This window comes from Enterobacter bugandensis, assembly GCF_900324475.1.
Lineage (GTDB): Bacteria > Pseudomonadota > Gammaproteobacteria > Enterobacterales > Enterobacteriaceae > Enterobacter > Enterobacter bugandensis.
The window spans coordinates 4352220-4378099 of sequence record NZ_LT992502.1 but is presented as its reverse complement, the minus strand read 5'-3'; the positions used below and the strand labels follow the sequence as shown (position 1 = coordinate 4378099).

Here is a 25880-nt window from a genome sequence, read left to right as displayed (position 1 = left end):
CCATGTCCGGCCCGACTTTAGAAAAATATTACAGCGCGGCACCCGCAGAAAGGTTCAGCTGAATATCGTGGTCGAGGTTGTTCACCCAGCGGTTATAATTTTTGTGAATTTTACCGTCTGCCGCTTTCAGGTTCAGGCTGCTTTCGTAATTAATTGAATAACTTGTCGCAGAGTAGGGAATACGCACCTGGACCGAGTGATCGCGTGCCTGCAGACGGCCCTTAATCACGCCCGGGCCCGCTTCCGTCATGATCCAGTCACGCTTCTGGCCTGCTTTCAAAATGGCTGTTTTCACCTGATCGGCAGTATGACCCGCGCTCACGACAGAGTGAACCTGAGCAATAGGGGCGGTACGCGCACAGCCAGCCAGTGTGCCAACGAATACGGCGGCAGCGCACCATTTAACGAGCTTTTTCATCAACAACTCCATATCAATAATAACAATTAAAGGTAGTGTTTTTTACAAATAAGCATCACCAGGCTTAGGGATTAAGTCAGGTGTGTTTTTAATCAATATTAATGTTTACATTACGTCGTCGCTAAGGCGGGGTATAATATCACGCAAAATAATTAATCATTCCGTTTTTTTTAATTTGCTTTAAGGGGGGGGGCATTTAAGCGAAATCTGAGTGAGTTGATAAAAAAACGGAAGGAATAAGCCTTAACGCAAATAAAAATACCGCGACGGTGAGCGTCGCGGTATTTGACGGTATAAACCCGTTTACACAGACAGATACGTTACCCCGGCAACCGGCTTTTCGGCCGCCCCGGCCCAAGCAGGATCGCCAGCTTGCTGCCCCCTTTGGTGGTTTCCATCCAGATTTTACATACGCTGGTCAGCGGGACCGACAGCAGCATGCCGACAGGGCCCAGCAGCCATCCCCAAATCAGCAAGGATAAAAACACCACCAGCGTCGACATGCCCAGCCGGTGCCCCATCATGCGCGGTTCAAGAATATTGCCCAGCACCATATGCACGACGAGGAACAGCGCCCCGACCAGCATACATTCGTAGAAACCGTTAAACAGAAACGCCTGAATCATCGGCGGCACGGCGGAAAGCACCGCGCCAATATTCGGCACGTAGTTCAGCAGAAACGCCAGCACCCCCCACATCAGCGCGAACTGAACATCCATCAGCATCAGCCCCAGCCAGACAATAATCCCGGTCCAGACGCTTAGCAGCGTTTTCAGCGCCAGATATTTGGAGACGCCCTTTAAGGCGCGGTGTAGGCCGGCAATGTGTATTTGCGGGTTATTTAAAGCAAAGCGCAGCTTATACGGAACATGGCGCACTTCGAACAGCATAAACACCACCGTCATGACCAGCAGCAAAATGCTGGCCATCGCGCCGGAAAGACCGGTCATCAGCGTGGTGGCGTAGGTCATGACCTTCTCGGAATCCATCCTGCGCAGCATCCGTTCTGGGGAAATATGCAGGTTAAGAAAGGGCATCATCTCCTGCAGCGCGACGATTTTACGCGTCAGCTCTTTATTGTACTGCGGCAACATGGTGGAGAATTCGCTCAGCGATGCCGCCAGTACGCCGAAGAGCGCCGTCAGGCCAATCAGCATCACGATAACCACGATGGTGATGGCCACCGGGCGGCTCACGCCCCGGCGTAAAAACCAGGTCACCAGCGGATTGAGGACAATGGCAAAAAAGAGCGCCAGCAGGAGCTGGACGATAATGTCAGCGGCAGCATGTATACCCGCAAGGATAACCACCAGACAGGCGAGTTTTAATAAGATGTGGAGTCCTGCTTTATCAGGCTGGGGAGCTAACATGCGCGTTCCTTAATAAGATGACCCGATAAGTGTAGTGCCTTAGGGCCGCTTCGTCTGGCACCGATAATCTGAAAGTCGGGGCTGATTTTCTTATTGCTCCGTGGTAATAGTGAAACACTGTTGCAAAAAATTCAGGTAGAACCCCATGCCAGAACCTGCCGCCGAACCGGCACTGAGCGGATTGCGCCTCAATCTGCGCATTGTTTCCGTCGTTATCTTCAACTTTGCCAGCTATTTAACGATCGGCCTGCCGCTGGCGGTTCTGCCGGGCTACGTCCACGACGTGATGGGTTTTAGCGCGTTCTGGGCGGGGCTGGTCATCAGCCTGCAGTATTTCGCCACGCTCCTTAGCCGCCCGCACGCCGGGCGCTATGCCGACCTGTTCGGTCCCAAAAGCATCGTGGTAGTGGGATTGTGCGGCTGTTTCCTCAGTGGTCTGAGCTACCTGCTGGCTGCCGCTACCAGCCACTGGCCGCTGGTCAGCCTGGCGCTGCTTTGCCTGGGCCGCGTCATTCTGGGGATTGGGCAAAGCCTGGCAGGAACCGGCTCGACGCTATGGGGTGTGGGGGTTGTCGGTGCACCACACATTGGCCGGGTTATCTCGTGGAACGGGATCGTCACCTACGGGGCGATGGCGCTCGGCGCGCCGCTTGGCGTGGCCTGTTACGCCTTTGGCGGTCTGTATGGACTGTCGCTGACCATTATAGCGGTCGCGCTTGTGGCGATACTGTTTGCGCTGCCGCGCCCGAAGGTGAAGGCCAGCAAGGGCAAGCCGCTGCCGTTTCGGGCCGTGCTGGGGCGCGTCTGGCCGTACGGCATGGCGCTGGCCCTGGCGACCACCGGCTTCGGCGTCATTGCGACCTTCATTACCCTGTTTTATGACGCCAAAGGCTGGGAGGGCGCGGCCTTTGCGTTAACCCTCTTCAGCGGTGCGTTTGTTGGCGCACGCCTGCTTTTCCCGAACGGTATCAACCGTCTGGGCGGGCTGAACGTGGCGATGATCTGCTTTACGGTAGAGATTGTCGGGCTGCTGTTAACCGGCATCGCCAGCGCGCCCTGGATGGCGAAAATTGGCGTCTTCCTGGCGGGAGCCGGTTTCTCGCTGGTCTTCCCGGCGCTGGGCGTGGTGGCGGTTAAAGCGGTGCCGCAGCAGAACCAGGGGGCGGCGCTGGCGACCTATACGGTATTTATGGATATGTCTTTAGGCATAACCGGGCCGCTGGCGGGGCTGGTGATGGCCTGGGCGGGGGTACCGGTGATCTATCTTGCCGCGGCGGGTCTGGTGATAATTGCCCTGCTGCTGACGTGGCGGCTAAAAAAATGGCCCCCGGTGCAGGCACCGGAGGCCACGTCATCGTCGTGAAGGGTTACTGGATCACGATGGTGTTAATGATGTTTTCAGCAGCCGTCTGCGCTTTCTGCTGATCTTCCGCTGGCAGGGTGATCTGCAGGGTCAGCAGTTTGTTATCAACCTTGCCCAGCACCACAGAAGACCAGGCGGTCTGGCCTTTAGCGGAGATGATGCTGTCCAGCTGCTGCAGCTTATGGCCTTTCAGCTCGATGGATTTATTGGTTACCACCTGCAGCTGCGGATCGCGGCCGCGCTGCTGATCTTCCAGACGTTTGGACAGGACGGCCAGGTCTTCGCTGGTGTCGTCGCCCACAATCACAATGACCGCTTTCTGGCCGGTTGCGTCGGAGTAAACGTGCATGTTATTCGCCTGGGTGCCCAGCTTGCCGCTCTGGTCAGTCATATCGGCTGGCAGAGAGAAACTGAGTTTGCCATCCATCAGATTCACCGGCTGACCGGTCGCGTTGCTTTCTGCGGATGCGCCCTGAGCAGGCGTTTTCGTGTCGCTGTTATCACAGGCTGCAAGACCCACAACCAGCAGGCCAATCCCGACATATTTAACCAGATTGCGCATTGACTTCTTCCTTTCGATAAACGGCCATAGCGGCTCATTCACCCATCTTATCACAACTGATAAAGCGAACCCTTAACCAGCCTGCAATGCCGTGATTTCAGATTTATCTGCCAGCCTTTTCAGCAGCATATTCAGCAGCACGCCGTACATCGGCAGGAAGAAAACAATGCTGATGAGCACCTTGAAGCAGTAGTCCACCAGCGCGATCTCCATCCAGTGCTCGGCCATAAAGGCATCCGGGCTGCGCCAGAAGGCGATGAAGAAGAAGGCCAGCGTATCGCTCACGTTGCCGAACAGCGTGGACGCGGTCGGCGCCATCCACCAGCGGTGATTCTGACGCAGGCGGTTAAACACGTGCACGTCGAGGATCTGCCCCAGCGCGTAGGCCATAAAGCTTGCCGCGGCGATACGGGCGACAAACAGGTTGAAGTGTGTCAGCGCCTCAAAGCCCTGCCAGCTTCCCATGTAAAACAGGGAGGAGATCACGTACGAGATGAACAGCGCCGGAAGCATGACCGCAAAGATAATGCGGCGTGCCAGCGGTGCGCCGAAGATACGCACGGTCAGATCGGTGGCGAGGAAAATAAACGGAAAGCTGAACGCGCCCCAGGTGGTATGAAAACCAAAAATGGAGATCGGGAGCTGCACCAGGTAGTTGCTGGAGGTGATCACCAGCAAATGGAAAAGCGAAAGCCAGAACAACGCTTTTACGCGCTGTGATTCAGAGAACTGCGTCATATTGTGACCTTTTTATACGTTGGGGTGAGGGAACCCAATAAAAACCGCAGCATGATACTGCTTTGGCTGGACATTGCAATGGTTAGTTTTTGCGCAATCGTTAACCTGGTTTGCATTGCCCGCGCCGGGGCGTAAACTACAGCCGTTTTTATCTGACCGAGAAGATCATGACCGACCTGTTTTCCAGCCCAGACCACACCCTTGATGCCCAGGGCCTTCGCTGCCCGGAGCCGGTAATGATGGTACGTAAGACCGTGCGTAACATGCAGACCGGTGAAACGCTGCTGATTATTGCCGACGATCCGGCCACCACGCGCGATATTCCCGGTTTTTGTACCTTTATGGAGCATGAGCTGGTGGCGCAGCAGACGGAAACGCTGCCGTACCGGTATTTGATTCGTAAGGGGTAGGTGGGCTGTCCCCTGCGGCCTGATGCCCTCACCCCGGCCCTCTCCCACGGGGAGAGGGAGAAAGTCATCCTTTCATCCACGCCCGGATGCCGTCCAGGAACATCTGCGTCGCCATCATTACCAGAATCAGCCCCATCAGACGCTCCAGCGCGTTCACCCCTTTCTCACCCAGCAGGCGCAGGAACAGCGACGACTGCAGCAGAATAATAAATGTTCCGCCCCAGGCAATCAGCAGGGCAATCACCAGATGGCTCATCTGATTCGGATACTGATGCGACAGCAGCATCAGCGTCGCCAGAATGGTTGGCCCCGCGACGAGGGGAATCGCCAGCGGCACAATAAACGGCTCTTCGCCTGCGGGCAGGCCGCTGCTGCTGCCTTCGGCGCTCGGGAAGATCATCTTAATGGCAATCAGGAACAGAATAATCCCGCCGGAAATGGAAACCGTTTCGGCGCGCAGGTTCAGGAACGCGAGAATTTTTTCACCGGCAAACAGGAAGATAAACATCACCAGCAGGGCAATAAGCAGCTCGCGGATCATGATCGCCCGGCGGCGCTTCGGCTCGGTGTGCTTCAGCACCGACATGAAGATGGGCAGGTTGCCCAGTGGATCCATTATCAGGATCAATAAAACCGCTGCTGAAATGATTTCACTCATGTAAATTATCCCTGAAACTCTCTATGGTTATTATGATAATTAGCTGTATTTCTGATTGCCGGGCAATCATCGATTAATTTCGCTTGCGACTTTGGCAGCATTTTGTAATGTGAAGCATATCCCAGTTCAATACTGGCTTGCACAATCAGCACACACCCTCAGCAGGAAAAAAATGCTATGAAAAACGTTGGTTTCATCGGCTGGCGCGGTATGGTCGGCTCTGTACTCATGCAACGCATGGTTGAAGAGCGCGATTTCGACGCTATCCGCCCGGTCTTCTTCTCCACTTCCCAGCTCGGCCAGGCTGCTCCGTCCTTTGGTGGTACCACAGGCACGTTGCAGGACGCTTACGATCTGGAAGCGCTGAAGGCACTCGACATTATTGTGACCTGCCAGGGCGGCGATTATACCAACGAAATCTATCCAAAGCTGCGTGAAAGCGGCTGGCAGGGCTACTGGATTGACGCGGCCTCTTCACTGCGCATGAAAGACGATGCCATCATTATTCTCGACCCGGTTAACCAGGACGTCATCACCGACGGCCTGAACAACGGCGTGAAAACATTTGTTGGCGGTAACTGCACCGTCAGCCTGATGCTGATGTCCCTCGGCGGCCTGTTCGCGCAGGACCTGGTGGAGTGGGTCTCCGTGGCGACCTACCAGGCCGCGTCCGGCGGCGGCGCGCGCCACATGCGCGAGCTGCTGACCCAGATGGGCCAGCTGCACCAAAGCGTCGCGACCGAGCTGGCAAACCCGGCGTCCGCCATCCTCGACATCGAGCGCAAAGTCACTCAGCTGACCCGCAGCGGCGAGCTGCCGGTGGATAACTTCGGCGTACCGCTGGCCGGCGGTCTGATCCCGTGGATCGACAAACAACTGGATAACGGCCAGACCCGCGAAGAGTGGAAGGGCCAGGCGGAGACCAACAAAATCCTCGCCACCGCGAATACCATTCCGGTTGACGGTCTGTGCGTGCGTATCGGCGCGCTGCGCTGCCACAGCCAGGCCTTCACCATTAAACTGAAAAAAGATGTGTCTATTCCGACCGTGGAAGAGCTGCTGGCCGCGCACAACCCGTGGGCGAAAGTGGTACCAAACGATCGTGATATCACCATGCGTGAACTGACCCCGGCTGCCGTTACCGGCACGCTGACCACGCCGGTTGGCCGCCTGCGCAAGCTGAACATGGGGCCGGAGTATCTCTCCGCGTTCACCGTCGGCGACCAGCTCCTGTGGGGGGCCGCCGAGCCGCTGCGCCGCATGCTGCGCCAGCTGGCGTAATAATTTGTTAAACACAGGGGGTGATTGTCACCCCCTTTTTTTGCGTACTACATGGAGTAAAACGCAGATGTCTTATTTTTTATCAGGAGGAACCACGACGTTGGCTATGCTTTAAGGAAGATTTATTTCTCACCTGAGGGTAGGGCGGAGCAGAGAGGATCAACTGCACCGTTTAGGTCACATTAAAAGTCGTCCCGGAGCGCGTAAAAAGGGCGACATAAAAAAACAGGATGAATACCATGTCCGATCGTATTTCGAGAGACGTGATTAATGCGCTTATTGCGGGTCATTTTGCTGACCCCTTTTCTGTGCTAGGGATGCACCGTACAGAGGCCGGACTGGAAGTTCGGGCGCTGTTGCCGGATGCGACAGAAGTGTGGGTTATCGAACCCAAAACCGGCCGCAAGGTGGGTAATCTGGAATGCCTCGACTCGCGCGGCTTCTTCTCGGGCGTCATGCCCCGCCGTAAAAACCCCTTTCGCTATCAGCTCGCCGTTATCTGGCATGGCCAGCAAAACCTGATTGATGATCCCTACAGCTTTGGGCCGCTCTTAAAAGAGATGGATGCCTGGCTGCTGTCCGAAGGGACCCATTTACGCCCCTACGAAACGCTGGGTGCCCATGCGGATACCATGGACGGTATCACCGGCACGCGCTTTGCCGTATGGGCGCCAAACGCCCAGCGCGTCTCCGTCGTTGGGCAGTTCAACTACTGGGACGGTCGCCGCCACCCGATGCGCCTGCGCCGTGAGACGGGCATCTGGGAGCTGTTTATCCCCGGGGCGCATAATGGCCAGCTCTACAAATTTGAGATGATCGACGCGCACGGCAACCTGCGCATTAAAGCCGACCCGTACGCCTTCGAGGCGCAGATGCGCCCGGATACCGCATCGCTGATCTGCGGCCTGCCGGAGAAGGTCGTTCAGACCGAGGAGCGCAAGCAGGCCAACCGCTTTGATGCGCCGATCTCCGTTTACGAAGTGCATCTCGGCTCCTGGCGCCGCCACACCGATAACAACTTCTGGCTCAGCTACCGGGAGCTCGCCGACCAGCTGGTGCCGTACGCCAAATGGATGGGCTTTACCCACCTCGAACTGCTGCCGGTTAACGAGCACCCGTTCGACGGCAGTTGGGGCTATCAGCCCACCGGGCTGTATGCGCCCACGCGGCGCTTCGGCACGCGCGATGATTTCCGTTATTTCATTGATGCCGCGCACGCCGCCGGGCTGAACGTGATCCTCGACTGGGTGCCGGGCCATTTCCCGTCGGACGATTTTGCGCTGGCAGAGTTCGACGGCACAAAGCTGTACGAGCACAGCGACCCGCGCGAAGGCTATCACCAGGACTGGAACACGCTGATCTACAACTACGGTCGCCGTGAAGTGTCGAATTACCTGGTGGGGAATGCGCTGTACTGGATCGAACGCTTCGGCATTGATGCCCTGCGCGTGGATGCGGTGGCCTCGATGATCTACCGCGACTACAGCCGCAAAGAGGGAGAGTGGATCCCGAACGAGTATGGCGGCCGTGAAAACCTCGAAGCGATTGAATTTCTGCGCAACACCAACCGCATCATTGGCGAGCAGGTGGAAGGCGCCGTGACCATGGCGGAAGAGTCGACGGACTTTGCGGGCGTCTCCCGCCCTCCGTCATCAGGTGGCCTGGGGTTCTGGTACAAGTGGAACCTGGGCTGGATGCACGACACGCTCGACTACATGAAGCTCGACCCGGTTTATCGTCAGTATCACCACGATAAGCTCACCTTCGGGCTGCTCTACAACTACACCGAAAACTTCATGCTGCCGCTGTCGCACGATGAAGTGGTGCACGGCAAAAAATCCATTCTCGACCGCATGCCGGGCGACGCGTGGCAGAAGTTTGCCAACCTGCGCGCCTACTACGGCTGGATGTTTGCCTTCCCGGGCAAAAAGCTGCTGTTTATGGGCAATGAGTTCGCCCAGGGTCGCGAGTGGAACCACGACACCAGCCTCGACTGGCATCTGCTGGAGGGCGGCGACAACTGGCACCACGGCGTACAGCGTCTGGTGCGCGACCTGAACCTGACCTACCGCCACCACAAAGCGCTGCACGAGCTGGACTTTGATCCGTACGGCTTTGAGTGGCTGGTGGTGGACGACCACGAGCGCTCGGTGTTTGTCTTTGTACGTCGCGATAAAGCGGGCAACGAGATTATCGTCGCCAGCAACTTCACGCCGGTGCCGCGCGAACACTACCGCTTCGGCATTAACCAGCCGGGCAAATGGCGCGAGATCCTGAATACCGATTCCATGCATTACCACGGCAGTAACGCCGGTAACGGCGGGCTGGTGCAGAGCGATGCGATTGAAAGCCACGGGCGTCCAAACTCCCTGAGCCTGACGCTGCCGCCGCTTGGCACCATCTGGCTGATGCGGGAGGGAGAATGACGCAGCTTACGGCAGGTAAACCCGAACCGCTCGGCGCGAGTTTTGATGGAAAGGGGGTGAACTTCACGCTCTTTTCTGCTCACGCGGAGCGGGTGGAGCTCTGCGTGTTTGACGGGGAGGGTAACGAGCACCGTTACGATTTACCGTCCCGCACGGGAGACATCTGGCACGGTTACCTGTCCGGCGGGCGTCCGGGAATGCACTACGGTTTCCGCGTACACGGCCCGTGGGAGCCATCTCAGGGGCACTGGTTTAACCCGGCGAAGCTGCTGATTGACCCGTGCGCGCGCCGCGTGGACGGCGAGTTTAAAGACGACCCGCTGTTCCACGTCGGCTACGGCGAGCCGGACCACCGCGACAGCGCGCCCGTCGCGCCGAAAAGCGCGGTGGTGCACGATCTCTACGACTGGGAAGACGATGCCCCGCCGCGCACGCCGTGGGGTAGCACCGTCATCTATGAAGCGCACGTCAAAGGGCTGACCTACCTGCATCCGTCGATCCCCAAAGAGATGCGCGGCACCTACAAAGCGCTGGGGCATCCGACAATGGTCGCTTACCTGAAGCATTTGGGCATCACCGCGCTGGAGCTGCTTCCGGTGGCGCATTTCGCCAGCGAGCCGCGTCTTCAGCGTCTTGGGTTAAGCAACTACTGGGGCTACAACCCGCTGGCGATGTTCGCTCTCGACCCGCGCTACGCGGTGCATCCGGAGAAAGCGCGGGACGAGTTTCGCGACGCGGTGAAGGCACTCCACGCCGCGGGCATTGAGGTCATTCTGGACGTGGTGCTGAACCACAGTGCGGAAAGCGATCTTGACGGCCCGACGCTCTCACAGCGCGGAATCGATAACCGTAGCTATTATTGGATCAGGGAAGATGGCGATTACGAGAACTGGACCGGGTGCGGTAATACCCTCAACCTCAGCCATCCGGCCGTTACGCATTACGCGTACGAATGCCTGAAATACTGGGTAGAGACGTTCCACGTGGACGGTTTTCGTTTCGACCTGGCGCCGGTGATGGGGCGCACTCCAGCATTTAGCCAGCAGGCGCCGCTGTTTGAGGCGATAAAAAACTGCCCGGTGCTCTCAACGGTGAAGCTGATTGCGGAACCCTGGGACATTGGTGAAGGCGGTTATCAGGTGGGGAACTTCCCGCCGCTGTTTGCCGAGTGGAACGACCACTACCGCGATGCCATCCGCCGCTTCTGGCTGGCGCGCGATCTGTCGCTGGGCGAGTTCGCCGGACGCTTTGCCGGCTCCAGCGATCTCTTTAAGCGCGACGGAAAACGTCCGTCGGCCACCATCAACCTGGTGACGGCGCATGACGGTTTTACGCTGCGCGACTGCGTTTGTTTCAATCAGAAACACAATGAGGCCAACGGCGAAGAGAATCGCGATGGCACTAACAATAACCATAGCTTCAATCATGGTATAGAAGGGTTAGGCGGAAGTCTGGATGTGATCGAGCGGCGACGCGCCAGCGTTCATGCGCTGCTGACGACGCTTTTGCTGTCTCAGGGCACACCGATGCTGCTGGCGGGCGACGAGCACGGCCACAGCCAGCACGGCAATAACAACGCCTATTGCCAGGACAATACCTTAACCTGGCTTGACTGGGGGGAGGCGAACAGCGGGTTGACCCATTTCACCGCGGCGCTGATCCACCTTCGCCAGCAGATCCCCGCCCTTACCGCCGACAGCTGGTGGGAAGAGGGCGACGGCAACGTTAGCTGGCTGAATAAAGACGCGCAGCCGTTGAGCGCGCAAGAGTGGCAACACGGCATCACCTGCCTGCAAATCCTGCTTTCGGATAAGTGGCTGGTGACGCTGAACGCGACGGACGACGTCGCAGAGATTGTTTTACCTGACGGGGAGTGGCGAGCTGTTCCCCCCTTTGCCGGAGCGGATAATCCGGTAGTAATGGCTGTCTGGCACGGGCCTGCGCACGGAGTGTGCGTATTCCAAAGATGATAAAAAAGGAGTTAGTCATGGTTAGATTAGAGAAGAACGATCCGTTAATGTTGGCGCGCCAGCTACCATTAAAAACCGTTGCCCTGATACTTGCGGGCGGGCGTGGTACCCGTCTGAAAGATTTGACCATCAAGCGCGCCAAGCCGGCCGTTCACTTTGGTGGTAAGTTCCGCATTATCGACTTTGCGCTCTCAAACTGCCTGAACTCGGGCATTCGCCGCATTGGCGTCATTACTCAGTATCAGTCGCACACCCTGGTGCAGCATATTCAGCGCGGCTGGTCATTCTTCAGCGAAGAGATGAACGAGTTTGTCGATCTGCTCCCGGCGCAGCAGCGCGTACACGGGGAAAACTGGTACCGCGGCACGGCGGATGCGGTGACCCAAAACCTCGACATTATTCGCCGCTACAGCGCGGAATACATCGTGATCCTCGCGGGTGACCACATCTACAAGCAGGATTACTCGCACATGCTGATCGACCACGTCGAAAAAGGGGCGCGCTGCACCGTGGCGTGTCTGCCGGTGCCCGTTGCCGAGGCGACGGCGTTTGGCGTGATGCACGTGGATGCGGACGACAAGATTATCGACTTCGTTGAAAAACCGGCGAACCCGCCAACCATGCCGGGCGATGACACCAAATCGCTCGCCAGCATGGGGATCTATGTCTTTGATGCAGATTATCTTTATGAGCTGCTCGAAGAAGACGACAAAGACGAAAGCTCCAGCCACGACTTCGGTAAAGACATCATCCCGAAAATCACCAAAGCTGGCATGGCCTATGCACATCCCTTCCCATTGTCCTGCGTGCAGTCCGACCCGAATGCGGAGCCTTACTGGCGTGATGTGGGAACCCTGGAAGCGTACTGGAAAGCCAACCTCGATCTGGCGTCCGTGACGCCTGAGCTGGATATGTACGACCAGAACTGGCCGATTCGTACCCACATGGAATCCCTGCCGCCGGCGAAGTTCGTGCAGGACCGCTCCGGCAGCCACGGCATGACCCTGAACTCGCTGGTCTCCGGCGGGTGCATCATCTCCGGTTCGGTGGTGGTGCAGTCCGTGCTGTTCCCGCGCGTGCGTATAAACTCATTCTGTAATATCGATTCGGCGGTTCTGCTGCCGGATGTCTGGGTAGGGCGTTCGTGTCGTCTGCGTCGCTGCGTGATCGACCGCGCCTGCGTCATTCCAGAGGGAATGGTGATTGGTGAAAACGCGGAAGAAGATGCGCGTCGCTTCTACCGTTCTGAAGAGGGGATCGTGTTAGTCACACGGGAAATGTTGCGGAAGCTGCAGATCAAACAGGAGCGATGATGCAGGTTTTACACGTATGTTCTGAGATGTTCCCGTTGTTAAAAACGGGCGGCCTGGCGGATGTTCTTGGTGCATTACCGGCGGCGCAAATCGCCGGTGGAGTCGATACCCGCGTCCTGCTGCCCGCCTTCCCGGATATCCGGCGCGGCATACCTGATGCAAAGGTGGTGACCCGCCGTGAAACGTTTGCCGGACGCATCACCCTGCTGTTTGGGCATTACAACGGCGTAGGGATTTACCTGATCGACGCGCCGCACCTGTACGACCGTCCGGGCAGCCCGTATCACGATACCAACCTGTTCGCCTATACCGATAACGTGCTGCGCTTTGCGCTGCTCGGCTGGGTGGGGTCGGAGATGGCCGTCGGGCTGGATCCATTCTGGCGTCCGGATGTGGTCCACGCGCACGACTGGCACGCCGGGCTGACGCCAGCGTATCTGGCTGCAAAAGGGCATCCGGCAAAATCGGTGTTTACGGTGCACAACCTGGCGTATCAGGGCATGTACTATGCGCATCATATGAATGACATCGATCTGCCATGGTCGTTCTATAACATGCACGGGCTGGAGTTCAACGGGCAAATTTCGTTCCTGAAGGCCGGGCTGTACTACGCCGACCACATCACGGCGGTGAGCCCCACCTACGCGCGTGAAATTACCCAGCCGGAGTTTGGCTACGGTCTGGAAGGGCTGCTGCAGCAGCGCCATCGTGAAGGCCGCCTGTCGGGCATTCTGAACGGCGTGGATGAGCAGATCTGGAGCCCTGAAACCGATCTCCTGCTGGCCGCGCGCTATGGCCGCGACTCGGTGGAAGATAAAGCCGAGAACAAGCGCCAGCTGCAAATTGCGATGGGGCTGAAGGTCAACGACAAGGTGCCGCTGTTTGCGGTGGTCAGCCGCCTGACCAGCCAGAAAGGGCTGGATCTGGTGCTGGAGGCGCTGCCCGGTTTACTGGAGCAGGGCGGACAGCTGGCGCTGCTCGGCGCGGGCGACCCGGTGCTGCAGGAAGGTTTCCTCGCCGCCGCCGCGGAACATCCGGGGCAGGTGGGCGTGCAGATTGGCTATCACGAAGCGTTCTCGCACCGCATTATGGGCGGCGCGGACGTGATTCTGGTGCCAAGCCGTTTCGAACCCTGCGGCCTGACGCAGCTCTACGGTCTGAAATACGGCACGCTGCCGCTGGTGCGCCGCACGGGCGGGCTGGCGGATACGGTGTCGGATAGCTCTCTGGAAAACCTGGCGGACGGTATCGCCAGCGGGTTTGTCTTTGAAGACAGTAATGCCTGGTCGCTGCTTCGGGCGATTCGGCGTGCGTTCGTCTTGTGGTCCCGTCCATCCCTGTGGCGTTACGTTCAGCGTCAGGCGATGTCCATGGACTTTAGCTGGCACGTTGCGGCGCAGTCGTACCGCGACCTTTATCAACGCTTGATGTAACGAGGCGAAGTTACTGATATGAACGCTCCATTTAGCTACTCTTCCCCCACGCTCAGCGTTGAGGCGTTAAAGCATTCCATCGCCTACAAGCTGATGTTTACCATCGGGAAAGATCCGGTCATCGCCAACAAGCACGAGTGGCTGAACGCCACCCTGTTTGCGGTGCGTGACCGCATGGTCGAACGCTGGCTGCGCTCTAACCGCGCCCAGCTTTCGCAGGAGACGCGGCAGGTTTACTACCTGTCGATGGAATTTTTGATTGGCCGCACCCTCTCCAACGCGCTGCTGTCGCTCGGTATCTACGACGACGTCAAAACCGCGCTGGAAGAGATGGGGCTGGATTTAGAAGAGCTGATTGACGAAGAGAACGACCCGGGGCTGGGTAACGGCGGTCTCGGGCGTCTTGCCGCCTGCTTCCTAGACTCGCTGGCAACGCTGGCGCTGCCGGGGCGCGGCTACGGTATTCGCTACGACTACGGCATGTTCAAGCAGAACATCGTTGACGGCCGCCAGAAAGAGTCCCCGGACTACTGGCTGGAATACGGCAACCCGTGGGAATTCAAGCGCCACAACACGCGCTACAAGGTGCGCTTTGGCGGACGCATTCAGCAGGAAGGGAAAAAGTCCCGCTGGGTGGAAACCGAAGAGATCCTCGCCGTGGCCTATGATCAGATCATCCCCGGCTATGACACCGATGCGACCAATACGCTGCGCCTGTGGAACGCCCAGGCGAGTAGCGAAATCAACCTCGGTAAATTTAACCAGGGCGACTACTTTGCGGCGGTGGAAGATAAAAACCACTCCGAGAACGTCTCCCGCGTGCTGTATCCGGATGACTCAACCTACTCCGGGCGCGAGCTGCGCCTGCGTCAGGAGTATTTCCTCGTCTCCGCGACGATTCAGGACATCCTCAGCCGCCACCATCAGCTGCACAAAACCTACGCCAACCTGGCGGAGAAAACCGCGATTCACCTTAACGACACCCATCCGGTGCTCTCCATTCCCGAGCTGATGCGCCTGCTGATCGACGAGCACAAGTTCAGCTGGGACGACGCGTTTGAGGTGACGTGCCAGGTGTTCTCCTACACCAATCACACCCTGATGAGCGAAGCGCTGGAGACCTGGCCGGTGGACATGCTCGGCAAAATTCTGCCGCGCCACCTGCAAATCATCTTCGAGATCAACGACTACTTCCTCAAGACGCTGCAGGAGCAGTACCCGAACGATACCGGGCTGCTGAGCCGTGCCTCGATCATTGATGAATCCAACGGTCGTCGCGTGCGCATGGCCTGGCTGGCGGTGGTGATCAGCCACAAGGTGAACGGCGTGTCCGAGCTGCACTCGAACCTGATGGTGCAGTCCCTGTTTGCGGACTTCGCGAAGATCTTCCCGACGCGCTTCTGCAACGTCACCAACGGCGTTACGCCGCGCCGCTGGCTGGCGCTGGCCAACCAGCCGCTCTCTGACGTGCTGGATGAGAATATCGGCCGCACCTGGCGCACCGATTTGAGCCAGTTGAGCGAGCTTAAGCAGCATATTGATTTCCCGACGGTGAACAAGGCCGTGCGGGAAGCCAAGCTGCTGAACAAGAAACGTCTGGCGGTCTGGCTGGCGATGCACCTCAACGTGGTCGCAAACCCGAAAGCGCTGTTTGACGTGCAGATCAAGCGCATCCACGAGTACAAGCGTCAGCTGATGAACGTGCTGCACGTGATCACCCACTACAACCGCATTAAGGCCGATCCAACCGCAGAGTGGGTGCCGCGCGTGAAGATCTTCGCCGGTAAGGCGGCTTCCGCTTACTACATGGCGAAGCACATTATTCACCTGATCAACGACGTGGCGAAGGTGGTGAACCAGGATCCGGAGATTGGCGACAAGCTGAAGGTGGTATTCATCCCGAACTACAGCGTCAGCCTGGCGCAGCTGATCATCCCGGCGGCAGATCTCTCCGAGCAGATCTCCACGGCGGGAACGGAAGCGTCCGGCACCAGCAACATGAAGTTTGCCCTCAACGGCGCGCTGACCATCGGCACCCTGGACGGGGCGAACGTCGAGATGCTGGAGCACGTAGGGGAAGAGAATATCTTTATCTTCGGCAATACCACCGAAGAAGTGGAGGCGCTGCGCAGGAAAGGCTACTCCCCGCGTGAGTTCTATGAAGGGGATGAAGAGCTACGTCAGGTCCTGACGCAGATTGCGACCGGTGTGTTCAGCCCCGACGAGCCGGGCCGCTATCGCGATCTGGTGGATTCGCTGATTAACTTTGGCGACCACTATCAGGTGCTGGCGGATTATCGCAGCTACGTGGACTGCCAGGATAAAGTGGACGAGCTGTACCGTCAGCAGGAGAAGTGGACCAGCGCGGCGATGCACAACATCGCCAACATGGGATATTTCTCGTCTGACAGGACCATCAAGGAGTATGCCGAGAACATCTGGCATATTGATCCGGTGCGGTTGTAAAAACAAAGCCCGGTGGCGCCACCGGGCTTTTTTCATTTACGACGCCAATGATAATTCACGCTTCCCCGCATGCTGCTGCAGCCACTGCGCCACGCGAGACTGCTGCTCGGCGTTAAGCCACATCCCTTCTTTGGTACGACGCCAGATGGCATCTTCAAGGCGGCGAACCCACTCGTGCTCAACCAGGTAGCGCAGCTCGGCCTCGTACAGCTCGTGGCCGAAATGTTCACCCAGATCGGCAAGCGATTTCGCGTCGCCCAGGAACAGCTCGGTATTGCTGCCGTAGGTGCGGGCGTAGTGGCGCGCCATCCCTTCGGTAATGAACGGGAAGCGACGGCGCAGCTTCGCGGCGTAATCGTCGCGGTTTCCGCCAATATCTCCGCCGGGCAGCACTGCCTCTTTGGTCCACGCCGGGCCAATACCTTTGTAGTATGGCGCCAGTTTTTCCAGCGCGTGCTCGGCCAGTTTACGGTAGGTGGTGAGCTTACCGCCAAATACGGAGAGCAGCGGTGCCTGACCGTCTACGTCGTGGATATCAAGCGTGTAGTCGCGGGTGATGGCCTGCGGTGAGTCAGACTCGTCATCGCACAGCGGACGCACGCCGGAGTAGGTCCAGACCACGTCGTCGCGCGACAGCTGTTTCTTAAAGTGCGCGTTATACACTTTCAACAGGTAGTTCACTTCGCTCTCGTCGATCTCGACGTTCTTCGGATCGCCCTTGTACTCCACGTCGGTGGTGCCGATGATCGAGAATTCGTCCATCCACGGGATCACAAACACGATGCGTTTATCTTCGTTTTGCAGGATATAAGCCTGCTTCTGGGTATGCACGCGCGGCACCACAATGTGGCTGCCTTTGATCAGGCGGATGCCGTACGGGGAAGGCAGGTGCATGCCGTCGTCGAAGAACTGCTTCACCCACGGGCCGGTGGCGTTCACCAGGCCGCGCGCTTTCCAGCTGAACTTCTCGCCGGTATCCACGTCTTCCGCTTCCACAATCCACAGGCCGTTTTCACGACGGGCGGCGGTCGCGCGGGTCCGGGTTTTCACCTCGCCGCCTTTCTTCTCGACCATCTGTGCATTCGCCAGCACCAGACGCGCATCGTCCACCCAGCAGTCTGAATATTCGAAACCGCGCACGATTTCCGGCTTAAGGACCGATTCTGAGCCAAAACGCAAACCGTTCGAACCCGGCAGGCTGGTGCGTTTGCCCAGATGATCGTACATAAACAGGCCGATGCGGATCATCCACGCCGGACGCAGGTGCGGACGGTGCGGCAGGCGGAAGCGCATCGGGATCGCCAGATGCGGGGCCATTTTCAGCAGCACTTCGCGTTCGGCCAGCGCTTCGCTGACCAGGCGGAATTCGTAGTGTTCCAGGTAGCGCAGGCCACCGTGGATCAGCTTGGAGCTGGCGGACGACGTCGCGCAGGCGAGATCGTTAGCTTCCAGCATCAGCACGGATAAACCGCGTCCTGCGGCATCAACCGCAATACCGGCACCGTTGATGCCACCGCCTATCACAATCAGATCTTTGGTTTCCATAACACCCTCATGCACTTTCGTTAAAGCTCAAAAATGTTCGATATCGCTCATAATAGCAAAGGAACGCGCTTTTGGTAACATCAAAAAAACAATTTAGAGTGATATGGATAACATAATGGCGTTTACCCGCCGCCAGGACGTACACTACGGGGTAAAATCTTGTCGTTGACCACTGTAAAGAGAACACCATGGATCAGTTTGAATGTATTAACGTAGAAGAAGCCCACCAGAAGATGCACCAGGGAAAAGCGGTGCTGGTGGACATCCGCGACCCGCAGAGTTTTGCGATGGGCCACACGCCGGGCGCGTTTCATCTGACCAACGACACGCTGGGCGCGTTTATGCGCGATAACGACTTCGAAACGCCCGTTATGGTCATGTGCTACCACGGCAACAGCAGCAAAGGCGCGGCGCAGTATCTGATTCAGCAAGGCTATGACGCGGTTTACAGCGTCGACGGCGGCTTCGATGCCTGGCATCGTCATTTCCCGGCAGAAGTGGAATACGCGTTTGAGCGCTAATCCCGCTATACTGTCCCCTTTTGTGTGGAAATAAGCGACCGCTGCCCATGTTGATGATCACCTCTTTTACCAACCCGCGCGTCGCCCAGGCGTTTGTCGACTATATGGCGACGCAGGGCGTTATTCTGACTATTCAGCAACATACTCAGACCGACGTCTGGCTGGCCGACGAGAGCCAGGCTGCGCGGGTCAACGAGGAGCTGGCGCGTTTCCTTGAGAACCCCGGCGACCCGCGTTATCTGGCGGCCAGCTGGCAATCCGGGCAGACCGGCAGCGGACTGCATTACAGCCGCTTTCCCTTCCTTGCCACGATACGCGAGCGCGCGGGCCCGTTTACGCTGCTGCTGATGGCAGCTTGCATTATCGTCTTCATTATTATGAACGTGGTGGGCGACCAGAGCGTGATGATCGCGCTGGCGTGGCCATATGACCCGTCGCTGGATTTTGACGTCTGGCGCTACTTTACCCACGCGCTGATGCATTTCTCGGTGATGCATATCCTCTTTAACCTGCTGTGGTGGTGGTATCTCGGCGGTATCGTTGAGAAGCGGCTCGGCAGCGGCAAGCTGATTGTCATCACCGTAATCAGCGCCCTGCTGAGCGGCTATGTACAGCATAAATTCAGCGGCCCGTGGTTCGGCGGGCTGTCGGGTGTCGTCTACGCTTTGATGGGCTACGTCTGGCTTCGCGGGGAGCGCGACCCGGAAAGCGGCATCTATTTACAACGCGGATTAATAGCCTTTGCGTTAATATGGCTAATTGCCGGATGGTTTGATCTGTTTGGTATGTCTATCGCCAATGGTGCGCACGTCACCGGCCTCGCCGTCGGTCTTGCAATGGCGCTTGCCGACACGCTCCATGCGCGAAAACGAACATAATTCTCAGGGATAATTGATGAAACAAACACAACGTCATGACGCCATTATCGAACTGGTCAAAAAACAGGGATACGTCAGCACCGAAGAGCTGGTCGAGCAGTTTGCCGTCAGCCCGCAAACCATCCGTCGTGACCTGAACGATCTGGCCGATCAGAACCGTATTTTGCGCCACCACGGCGGCGCGGCGCTGCCTTCCAGCTCGGTCAACACCTCCTGGCACGACCGTAAAGCCACGCAGACGGCAGAAAAAGAGCGCATTGCGCGTAAAGTGGCGAGCCAAATCCCGAACGGTGCGACGCTGTTTATTGATATCGGCACCACGCCGGAAGCGGTCGCTCATGCGCTGCTGGATCACGAGAACCTGCGCGTGGTGACCAACAACCTGAACGTCGCCAACACGTTGATGCAGAAAGATGATTTCCGCATCATCCTCGCGGGTGGCGAACTGCGCAGCCGCGACGGCGGGATTATCGGCGAAGCGACGCTCGACTTTATCTCTCAGTTCCGCCTCGACTTCGGCATCCTGGGGATCAGCGGCATCGACAGCGAATGGCTCGCTGCTGGAGTTTGATTACCACGAGGTGCGCACCAAGCGCGCAATCATTGAAAACTCGCGCCACGTGATGCTGGTGGTGGATCACTCGAAGTTTGGCCGTAACGCGATGGTGAACATGGGCAGCATCAGCATGGTGGATGCGGTCTATACCGACGTGATGCCGCCAGCGGGCGTGATGCAGGTGATTAAGGATAATAATTTGCAGTTAGAGTTGTGTTGAAAAGCCGTTCTCCCTCTCCCTGTGGGAGAGGGCCGGGGTGAGGGCATCATGCCGCACAAAACTAAACTCCGTACCCCATCATCTTCAACAGCTGCTGCGCATGCTGTACCGCGTCCTGACGGTGCGCCACGCCCAGCTTCTGATACAGATTGCGAATGTGCGTTTTGATGGTGGTTGCCGCCACCGCCAGCTCACCGGCAATCTGCTCGTTGCTATAGCCTGAATAGATCAGCCCCAGCACCTGCCATTCGCGCTGGGTGAGCGGGCTGGTGCGAATAAGCTCCGGCACTTCCGGGTGGTTCAGCAGGCGTTCAACAAAGTTCTCGTCGAAATGCGCAAACTTGTGGCGATGATGCTGATTAATTTCGCGCAGAATGCGCTGGGCGCGATGCTGATCCAGCTCCGGCAGCGTGTTGAGCTGAATCAGCTGGCGCAGCTGCTGCGCCATCACTTCACCTTCAATCACGAAGTGGCTAATAAACCCGGTGCGGTTCGCCAGCTGCAAGGCTTCCAGCAGCACGCGCTGGGCGTCGTTTTTGCGCCCAGCCTGCCAGTAAAGTTGGTTTAACAGCAGCAGGTTGCGGTTCAGGTCGCTCATCAGACGCAGGCTGCGGGCGTTTTCGTTTAACTCTTCCAGCACAATTTCGGCAGGCTCAAAGTCGCCCAGCAGGATCTGCACGCGGGCGATGTTGCGCCACTGGCTTTGCAGGAAGTGGTTATTGGCAAATTCCGGTTTAGGCGTCTGGCGCAGCCAGTTGGCGGCGGATTTTTTGTCCCCCGTCATCTGCCAGTAAATCACCCGAACTTTGTCGGCGTTCGATACCCAGTCGCTGTGGTACTGACCGTTGCCGAGCAGGTTTTCCAGACGGTTAAGGTGATTGCGGGCGTTATCCAGATCGCCACGCGCCAGCGAGCACTGCACCAGCAGGGCCAGACACTGCAATTGCTGCTGAGGCTGGAAGCCAGAGAGCACGTTCACACCCTGACGGGCGCAGCTTTCTGCTTCATCCAGACGCGACCATGCCCACAGCAGTTGAGCGCGAATACGCAACAGGAACTCGTGCATCGGCAGCTGTTCCAGGTGCTGTTCACGAATCAGCTGGAACGCTTTTTCCTGATTTTCCCAGGCGGCCTGCAGGAACCCCTGTGCGAATAAAATCTCGCTTTGCTGAATCAGGCTCCACAGGGCGTAGTGCCACACATCATGGCGGCGCGCCATCTGCTCGGTTTGCTGCATCAGCGAAAGGGAGCGCGTCAGTTCGCCCTTGCAGTGCAGCACTTCGCCGTGCACCGAGGTAGCCACAATCCGGCTGTAGAAATTCGCCAGCGGCAGTTCATCCAGCGCGACCATCGCCAGCCGTTCCGCTTCATCCGCATCGCCGTCGTTAATCGCGACCTGCGCCCGCAGGGCGTTAAATTCGCCGTGCAGGGTGATATCCATTTCGCTTTCCATCTCCTGCTCGGCGCGCGCCAGCAGGGTATTCACTTCGCTGTAGCGGTGCTGGCTCTGCATCAGCCAGGCCTGGAGCAGCACCAGGCGCGGGTTCTCCAGCAGGCTCTCCCACGGCAGGGCTTTCAACGACTCTTCCAGCAGCGTCAGTTCGCTGTGGTTAAACAGCCCCCACGCGTGGTTAAGCAGGATATCGCGCAGCATGCTGGCGTCACCGGCGGCAAGCGCGTGGTGAATGGCCTCGCTCGGGAAGCCTTGCGCCATCCAGCTTTCGGCGGCGGCGCGGTGGATTTCCGGCAATTCCGTTGCCAGCTCCCACTGGCAGCGCTGGCGCAGGAAGCTGCCAAACAGCGGGTGATAGCTGAACCACTCGCCGGGGTCGTCCATGCGCGTCAGGAACAGGCCCTGACGTTCAATCTCTTCCAGCTGCAGCTGACCGTTCTCACAGCCTGTTACGCGCACAATCAGCGCGTCGTTCATGGACCGCAGCAGGGAGCTTTTCAGCAGGAAATTGCGGGTGGAGGGATCGACGCTGTTCAGCACCTCATCCACCAGGTAATCCGAAAGATGGCTGGCATTGATGCCGGCCAGACGGCGCGCAGACTGGTGCGTCGGGCTGTTGTTTTGCCGGGCAGAAAGGGCAATCAGCTGCAGCGCCGTGGCCCAGCCCGCGACATCATCACACAAGCGGCTGCTTTCGGAGGCCTCAATGGGCGAGGTCAGGCGGCAGTCAAAGAACTGTTTCGCTTCCTGGTGGGTAAAGGCCAGCTGCTGGCTGCCCACTTCCAGAAGCTGATCGCGCACGCGCAGGTTGGCAATACCGAGCTGCGGCAGGTTGCGTGACAGCACGACCAGGGTCAGGTTTTCCGGCTGGTGGCGCAGGAAGAAGCGCATCGACTCATGGATAACCGGGTTCGTGATCAGATGATAGTCATCAATCACAACGTACAGCGGGCGATGCCATTCGGCCAGTTCGATAAACAGCTGAGAGAAAAGGGAGGACAGACTGGCGTACTGGCGCTTTTGCACCATTGCCTCGCTGGCGACGCAGTGTCCGTTGGTTGCCTGTTGAATAGCGGCAATCAGATAGCTGGCAAAACGCTCTTGCTGGTTGTCGCCCTCGTCGAGGGAGTACCAGCCAAGATCGCTCTTACCTGCGGCCCATTGTGAAATGAGCGTTGTTTTTCCATAACCTGCAGGGCTCGTAACCAGCGCCAGTCGGAAATTATGCGCGCCGGAAAGTTTAGCCAGCAGACGCTCGCGGACCACTGTATGGTCAAGACGAACCGGGCGACTTAATTTTGACGGAATCAACATAGGTTTCACTTCACTGTGGGGAACGAGAGAATTTATTTTTTTTGCGCTTCGTAATTAATAGCTATAAGGTCGGTCAGAAAGAGAACTATTGCAAGTTATGTCTGGCTTTTGTGGCTCTGAATTTGCACTCTGTCACAAAACATTCCGGCCAGTGCTGGAACTTTTTTGAAAAGGCTTTGATGCCGCGTCAATGCTGGCTTGTATGGATGTCACTAGGCTGGGCTGAAACTGGTTTCAGAAAGGTATAATGACGTCGAATTTAATAAACTTCGGGTAAAGTTGAGTGAGATTAATAATCTCCTTAGGCAGGACCCGATTGCTGAAATATTATTCTCCGTAAGCAATCATTTCCGCGTGGATTAATTTCATCCAAAACCGCATTTCATTTCTTTGACATTCTCCCCGGTTACTTTTTTATCTTCCGGGCACACTCCAGCTATGCTCTCAGAGTGGCCTCGATCACACTTTTACGCTCATCCCCGCCACTCCTCCCTGTCTAATCCCCCACGGGAGGAGGAAGAGGTGAAATGAGCCTGGCACACTAGCGCCAACTTGTGTTTTCTTTCTAAAGGATGCCGATCCCTTATGTCACAGCCTACCTTCAACAAAGCTCAATTCCAGGCTGCCCTGACGCGTCAGTGGCAGCGTTTTGGCCTTCATGCTGCAAACGAGATGACGCCTCACCAGTGGTGGCAGGCGGTGAGCGGGGCGCTCGCAGAGCAGCTGGATGCTCAGCCCGTGGCGAAGCCCGTCAAAGGCCAGCGTCACGTTAACTATATCTCGATGGAGTTCCTGATTGGTCGCCTGACCGGCAACAACCTGCTGAACCTCGGCTGGTATCAGGAGGTGGGTGATGTGCTGAAAGAGCACGACATTAACCTGACCGACCTGCTGGAAGAAGAGATCGACCCGGCGCTGGGCAACGGCGGACTGGGGCGTCTGGCGGCCTGTTTCCTTGACTCTATGGCAACGGTCGGCCAGTCGGCGATTGGCTATGGCCTGAACTACCAGTACGGCCTGTTCCGCCAGTCGTTTGCCGACGGCCACCAGATGGAAGCGCCGGATGACTGGCATCGCAATACCTACCCGTGGTTCCGCCACAACGCGCAGCTGGACGTGCAGGTCGGCATCGGCGGGAAAGTGACGAAGCAGGGGCTCTGGGAACCGGCGTTCACTATTACCGGTGAAGCCTGGGATCTGCCGGTGCTCGGCTACCGTAACGGCGTGGCGCAGCCGCTGCGTCTGTGGCAGGCGAAGCACGCGCATCCGTTCAACCTGACCAAATTCAACGACGGCGATTTCCTGCGCGCTGAGCAGCAGGGGATCGACGCCGAGAAGCTGACGAAAGTGCTCTATCCGAACGACAACCATCTGGCGGGCAAAAAGCTGCGCCTGATGCAGCAGTACTTCCAGTGCGCCTGCTCCGTGGCGGATATTCTGCGTCGCCATCACCTGGCGGGCCGCAAGCTGGCGCAACTGCCGGACTTCGAAGTCATTCAGCTTAACGATACGCACCCGACTATTGCCATCCCGGAACTGCTGCGCGTGCTGATTGACGAGCATCAGCTGAGCTGGGACGACGCCTGGGCCATCACCAGCCGCACCTTCGCCTATACCAACCACACCCTGATGCCGGAAGCGCTGGAGTGCTGGGATGAGAAGCTGGTGAAAACGCTGCTGCCGCGCCACATGCAGATCATCAACAAGATTAACGACCAGTTCAAAACGCTGGTGGAGAAAACCTGGCCGGGCGACAAAGCCGTCTGGGCGAAGCTGGCGGTGGTGCACGACAAACAGGTGCGTATGGCGAACATGTGCGTGGTGAGCGGCTTTGCCGTTAACGGCGTGGCGGCGCTGCACTCCGATCTGGTGGTGAAAGATCTGTTCCCGGAATATCACCAGCTGTGGCCGACCAAATTCCACAACGTGACCAACGGCATTACGCCGCGTCGCTGGATCAAGCAGTGCAATCCGCTGCTGGCCGGCCTGCTGGATAAGACCCTGAAGAAAGAGTGGGCCAACGATCTGGACCAACTGATTAACCTGGAAAAATACGCCGACGATGCGAAATTCCGCGAGCAGTACCGCGCGATCAAGCTGGAGAACAAGGTTCGCCTGGCGGAGTTTGTGAAAATGCGTACCGGGATTGAGATCAACCCGAACGCGATTTTCGATATCCAGATCAAACGCCTGCACGAGTACAAGCGTCAGCACCTGAACCTGCTGCACATTCTGGCGCTGTACAAAGAGATCCGCGAGAACCCGCAGGCCGACCGCGTGCCGCGCGTGTTCCTGTTCGGTGCGAAGGCGGCGCCGGGCTACTACCTGGCGAAAAACATTATCCTCGCCATCAATAAAGTGGCGGCGGCGATCAACAGCGATCCGAAAGTGGGCGACAAGCTGAAGGTCGTGTTCCTGCCGGATTACTGCGTCTCGGCGGCTGAAATGCTGATCCCGGCGGCGGATATCTCCGAGCAGATCTCGACCGCAGGGAAAGAAGCGTCCGGTACTGGCAACATGAAGCTGGCGCTGAACGGCGCGCTGACCGTCGGCACGCTGGACGGTGCGAACGTCGAAATCGCCGAGAAGGTCGGTGAAGAGAACATCTTTATCTTCGGCCATACTGTTGAAGAAGTGAAAGCCATCAAGGCCAAAGGCTACGACCCGGTGAAATGGCGTAAAAAAGACAAAGTGCTGGATGCGGTGCTGAAGGAGCTGGAAAGCGGCAAATACAGCGATGGCGACAAGCACGCGTTTGACCAGATGCTGCACAGCATGGACAAACACGGCGGCGACCCGTACCTGGTGATGGCGGACTTCACGGCCTACGTTGAAGCGCAGAAACAGGTCGACGTGCTGTACCGCGACCAGGAGGCGTGGACCCGGGCGTGCATTCTGAACACCGCGCGCTGCGGCATGTTCAGCTCTGACCGCTCAATCCGTGATTATCAGGCCCGTATCTGGCAGGCAAAACGCTAAGGAAGC

General features: G+C 57.8%; 18 protein-coding genes and 1 pseudogene. 12 read left to right on the top strand and 7 right to left on the bottom strand.

Annotated elements, in window-relative coordinates; genetic code table 11:
* Nucleotides 1-28: 28 nt before the first annotated feature.
* Nucleotides 29-418, bottom strand: coding sequence for an LptM family lipoprotein (locus DG357_RS21270; protein WP_088205107.1), 390 nt, complete (start codon nucleotides 416-418; stop codon nucleotides 29-31).
* A 320-nt stretch (nucleotides 419-738) separates the two neighbouring features.
* Nucleotides 739-1788 (bottom strand): AI-2E family transporter, encoded by a 1050-nt coding sequence (locus tag DG357_RS21265; RefSeq protein ID WP_041911893.1) that lies wholly within the window; start codon nucleotides 1786-1788, stop codon nucleotides 739-741.
* A 145-nt stretch (nucleotides 1789-1933) separates the two neighbouring features.
* On the opposite strand from DG357_RS21265, the gene DG357_RS21260 reads away from it, so the two are divergent.
* Nucleotides 1934-3151: an MFS transporter gene (locus DG357_RS21260; RefSeq protein ID WP_041911894.1), complete on the top strand. Its 1218-nt coding sequence runs from the start codon at nucleotides 1934-1936 to the stop codon at nucleotides 3149-3151.
* 4 nt (nucleotides 3152-3155) lie between these two features.
* Here DG357_RS21260 and DG357_RS21255 read toward each other — a convergent pair whose 3' ends face one another.
* Complete coding sequence (locus DG357_RS21255) at nucleotides 3156-3713, bottom strand: DcrB family lipoprotein (protein ID WP_028014694.1); 558 nt, start codon at nucleotides 3711-3713, stop codon at nucleotides 3156-3158.
* A gap of 72 nt (nucleotides 3714-3785) precedes the next feature.
* Nucleotides 3786-4451 (bottom strand): 7-cyano-7-deazaguanine/7-aminomethyl-7-deazaguanine transporter, encoded by a 666-nt coding sequence (locus tag DG357_RS21250; protein WP_028014693.1) that lies wholly within the window; start codon nucleotides 4449-4451, stop codon nucleotides 3786-3788.
* Between the two features lie 167 nt (nucleotides 4452-4618).
* Here DG357_RS21250 and tusA point away from each other — a divergent pair, with 167 nt between their 5' ends.
* Nucleotides 4619-4861, top strand: a complete 243-nt coding sequence (gene tusA, locus DG357_RS21245; RefSeq protein ID WP_032653764.1) for a sulfurtransferase TusA — start codon at nucleotides 4619-4621, stop codon at nucleotides 4859-4861.
* A 64-nt stretch (nucleotides 4862-4925) separates the two neighbouring features.
* On the opposite strand, the gene yhgN is transcribed toward tusA, so the two are convergent.
* Nucleotides 4926-5519, bottom strand: coding sequence for an NAAT family transporter YhgN (gene yhgN / locus DG357_RS21240; protein ID WP_003861574.1), 594 nt, complete (start codon nucleotides 5517-5519; stop codon nucleotides 4926-4928).
* Between the two features lie 177 nt (nucleotides 5520-5696).
* Between yhgN and asd the strand changes: the two genes are divergently transcribed.
* The 6 genes from asd to glgP all read left to right on the top strand — a co-directional run bounded on the left by asd (nucleotide 5697) and on the right by glgP (nucleotide 16408).
* On the top strand, nucleotides 5697-6800 hold the full coding sequence (gene asd / locus DG357_RS21235; protein WP_022649649.1) for an aspartate-semialdehyde dehydrogenase: 1104 nt from the start codon (nucleotides 5697-5699) through the stop codon (nucleotides 6798-6800).
* Nucleotides 6801-7039: 239 nt separating this feature from the next.
* On the top strand, nucleotides 7040-9226 hold the full coding sequence (glgB, locus tag DG357_RS21230; RefSeq protein ID WP_088205106.1) for a 1,4-alpha-glucan branching enzyme: 2187 nt from the start codon (nucleotides 7040-7042) through the stop codon (nucleotides 9224-9226).
* A complete protein-coding gene (gene glgX / locus DG357_RS21225; protein WP_069733643.1) occupies nucleotides 9223-11196 on the top strand; it encodes a glycogen debranching protein GlgX in 1974 nt (657 codons plus the stop codon). Before glgB ends, glgX begins: the two co-directional genes overlap by 4 nt.
* 17 nt (nucleotides 11197-11213) lie before the next feature.
* Nucleotides 11214-12509, top strand: a complete 1296-nt coding sequence (glgC, locus tag DG357_RS21220) for a glucose-1-phosphate adenylyltransferase (protein ID WP_028014690.1) — start codon at nucleotides 11214-11216, stop codon at nucleotides 12507-12509.
* Nucleotides 12509-13942, top strand: a complete 1434-nt coding sequence (gene glgA / locus DG357_RS21215) for a glycogen synthase GlgA (RefSeq protein ID WP_088205105.1) — start codon at nucleotides 12509-12511, stop codon at nucleotides 13940-13942. The genes glgC and glgA overlap by 1 nt, the downstream gene beginning before the upstream one ends.
* 18 nt (nucleotides 13943-13960) lie before the next feature.
* Entirely contained in the window at nucleotides 13961-16408 is a 2448-nt protein-coding gene (gene glgP / locus DG357_RS21210) for a glycogen phosphorylase (protein WP_041911899.1), read from the top strand.
* Nucleotides 16409-16444: 36 nt separating this feature from the next.
* Here glgP and glpD read toward each other — a convergent pair whose 3' ends face one another.
* Complete coding sequence (gene glpD / locus DG357_RS21205; RefSeq protein ID WP_041911900.1) at nucleotides 16445-17953, bottom strand: glycerol-3-phosphate dehydrogenase; 1509 nt, start codon at nucleotides 17951-17953, stop codon at nucleotides 16445-16447.
* Nucleotides 17954-18141: 188 nt separating this feature from the next.
* On the opposite strand from glpD, the gene glpE reads away from it, so the two are divergent.
* From glpE to DG357_RS21185, 3 genes and pseudogenes are all read left to right on the top strand, one after another.
* Entirely contained in the window at nucleotides 18142-18474 is a 333-nt protein-coding gene (gene glpE / locus DG357_RS21195; RefSeq protein ID WP_028014686.1) for a thiosulfate sulfurtransferase GlpE, read from the top strand.
* 47 nt (nucleotides 18475-18521) lie between these two features.
* Nucleotides 18522-19352 (top strand): rhomboid family intramembrane serine protease GlpG, encoded by an 831-nt coding sequence (gene glpG / locus DG357_RS21190; RefSeq protein WP_028014685.1) that lies wholly within the window; start codon nucleotides 18522-18524, stop codon nucleotides 19350-19352.
* 16 nt (nucleotides 19353-19368) lie between these two features.
* A pseudogene (locus DG357_RS21185) lies at nucleotides 19369-20128 on the top strand (DeoR/GlpR family transcriptional regulator).
* Between the two features lie 61 nt (nucleotides 20129-20189).
* Here the strand turns inward: DG357_RS21185 and malT are convergent.
* Nucleotides 20190-22895, bottom strand: a complete 2706-nt coding sequence (malT, locus tag DG357_RS21180) for an HTH-type transcriptional regulator MalT (RefSeq protein ID WP_047367202.1) — start codon at nucleotides 22893-22895, stop codon at nucleotides 20190-20192.
* Between the two features lie 585 nt (nucleotides 22896-23480).
* Between malT and malP the strand changes: the two genes are divergently transcribed.
* On the top strand, nucleotides 23481-25874 hold the full coding sequence (malP, locus tag DG357_RS21175; RefSeq protein WP_028014682.1) for a maltodextrin phosphorylase: 2394 nt from the start codon (nucleotides 23481-23483) through the stop codon (nucleotides 25872-25874).
* Nucleotides 25875-25880: the final 6 nt, after the last annotated feature.

Bases quoted from the DNA above. Each gene is read 5' to 3' on its own strand.
- DG357_RS21270 (WP_088205107.1), bottom strand. From the start codon at position 418: ATGAAAAAGCTCGTTAAATGGTGCGCTGCCGCCGTATTCGTTGGCACA.
- DG357_RS21265 (WP_041911893.1), bottom strand. From the start codon at position 1,788: ATGTTAGCTCCCCAGCCTGATAAAGCAGGACTCCACATCTTATTAAAA.
- DG357_RS21260 (WP_041911894.1), top strand. From the start codon at position 1,934: ATGCCAGAACCTGCCGCCGAACCGGCACTGAGCGGATTGCGCCTCAAT.
- DG357_RS21255 (WP_028014694.1), bottom strand. From the start codon at position 3,713: ATGCGCAATCTGGTTAAATATGTCGGGATTGGCCTGCTGGTTGTGGGT.
- DG357_RS21250 (WP_028014693.1), bottom strand. From the start codon at position 4,451: ATGACGCAGTTCTCTGAATCACAGCGCGTAAAAGCGTTGTTCTGGCTT.
- tusA (WP_032653764.1), top strand. From the start codon at position 4,619: ATGACCGACCTGTTTTCCAGCCCAGACCACACCCTTGATGCCCAGGGC.
- yhgN (WP_003861574.1), bottom strand. From the start codon at position 5,519: ATGAGTGAAATCATTTCAGCAGCGGTTTTATTGATCCTGATAATGGAT.
- asd (WP_022649649.1), top strand. From the start codon at position 5,697: ATGAAAAACGTTGGTTTCATCGGCTGGCGCGGTATGGTCGGCTCTGTA.
- glgB (WP_088205106.1), top strand. From the start codon at position 7,040: ATGTCCGATCGTATTTCGAGAGACGTGATTAATGCGCTTATTGCGGGT.
- glgX (WP_069733643.1), top strand. From the start codon at position 9,223: ATGACGCAGCTTACGGCAGGTAAACCCGAACCGCTCGGCGCGAGTTTT.
- glgC (WP_028014690.1), top strand. From the start codon at position 11,214: ATGGTTAGATTAGAGAAGAACGATCCGTTAATGTTGGCGCGCCAGCTA.
- glgA (WP_088205105.1), top strand. From the start codon at position 12,509: ATGCAGGTTTTACACGTATGTTCTGAGATGTTCCCGTTGTTAAAAACG.
- glgP (WP_041911899.1), top strand. From the start codon at position 13,961: ATGAACGCTCCATTTAGCTACTCTTCCCCCACGCTCAGCGTTGAGGCG.
- glpD (WP_041911900.1), bottom strand. From the start codon at position 17,953: ATGGAAACCAAAGATCTGATTGTGATAGGCGGTGGCATCAACGGTGCC.
- glpE (WP_028014686.1), top strand. From the start codon at position 18,142: ATGGATCAGTTTGAATGTATTAACGTAGAAGAAGCCCACCAGAAGATG.
- glpG (WP_028014685.1), top strand. From the start codon at position 18,522: ATGTTGATGATCACCTCTTTTACCAACCCGCGCGTCGCCCAGGCGTTT.
- malT (WP_047367202.1), bottom strand. From the start codon at position 22,895: ATGTTGATTCCGTCAAAATTAAGTCGCCCGGTTCGTCTTGACCATACA.
- malP (WP_028014682.1), top strand. From the start codon at position 23,481: ATGTCACAGCCTACCTTCAACAAAGCTCAATTCCAGGCTGCCCTGACG.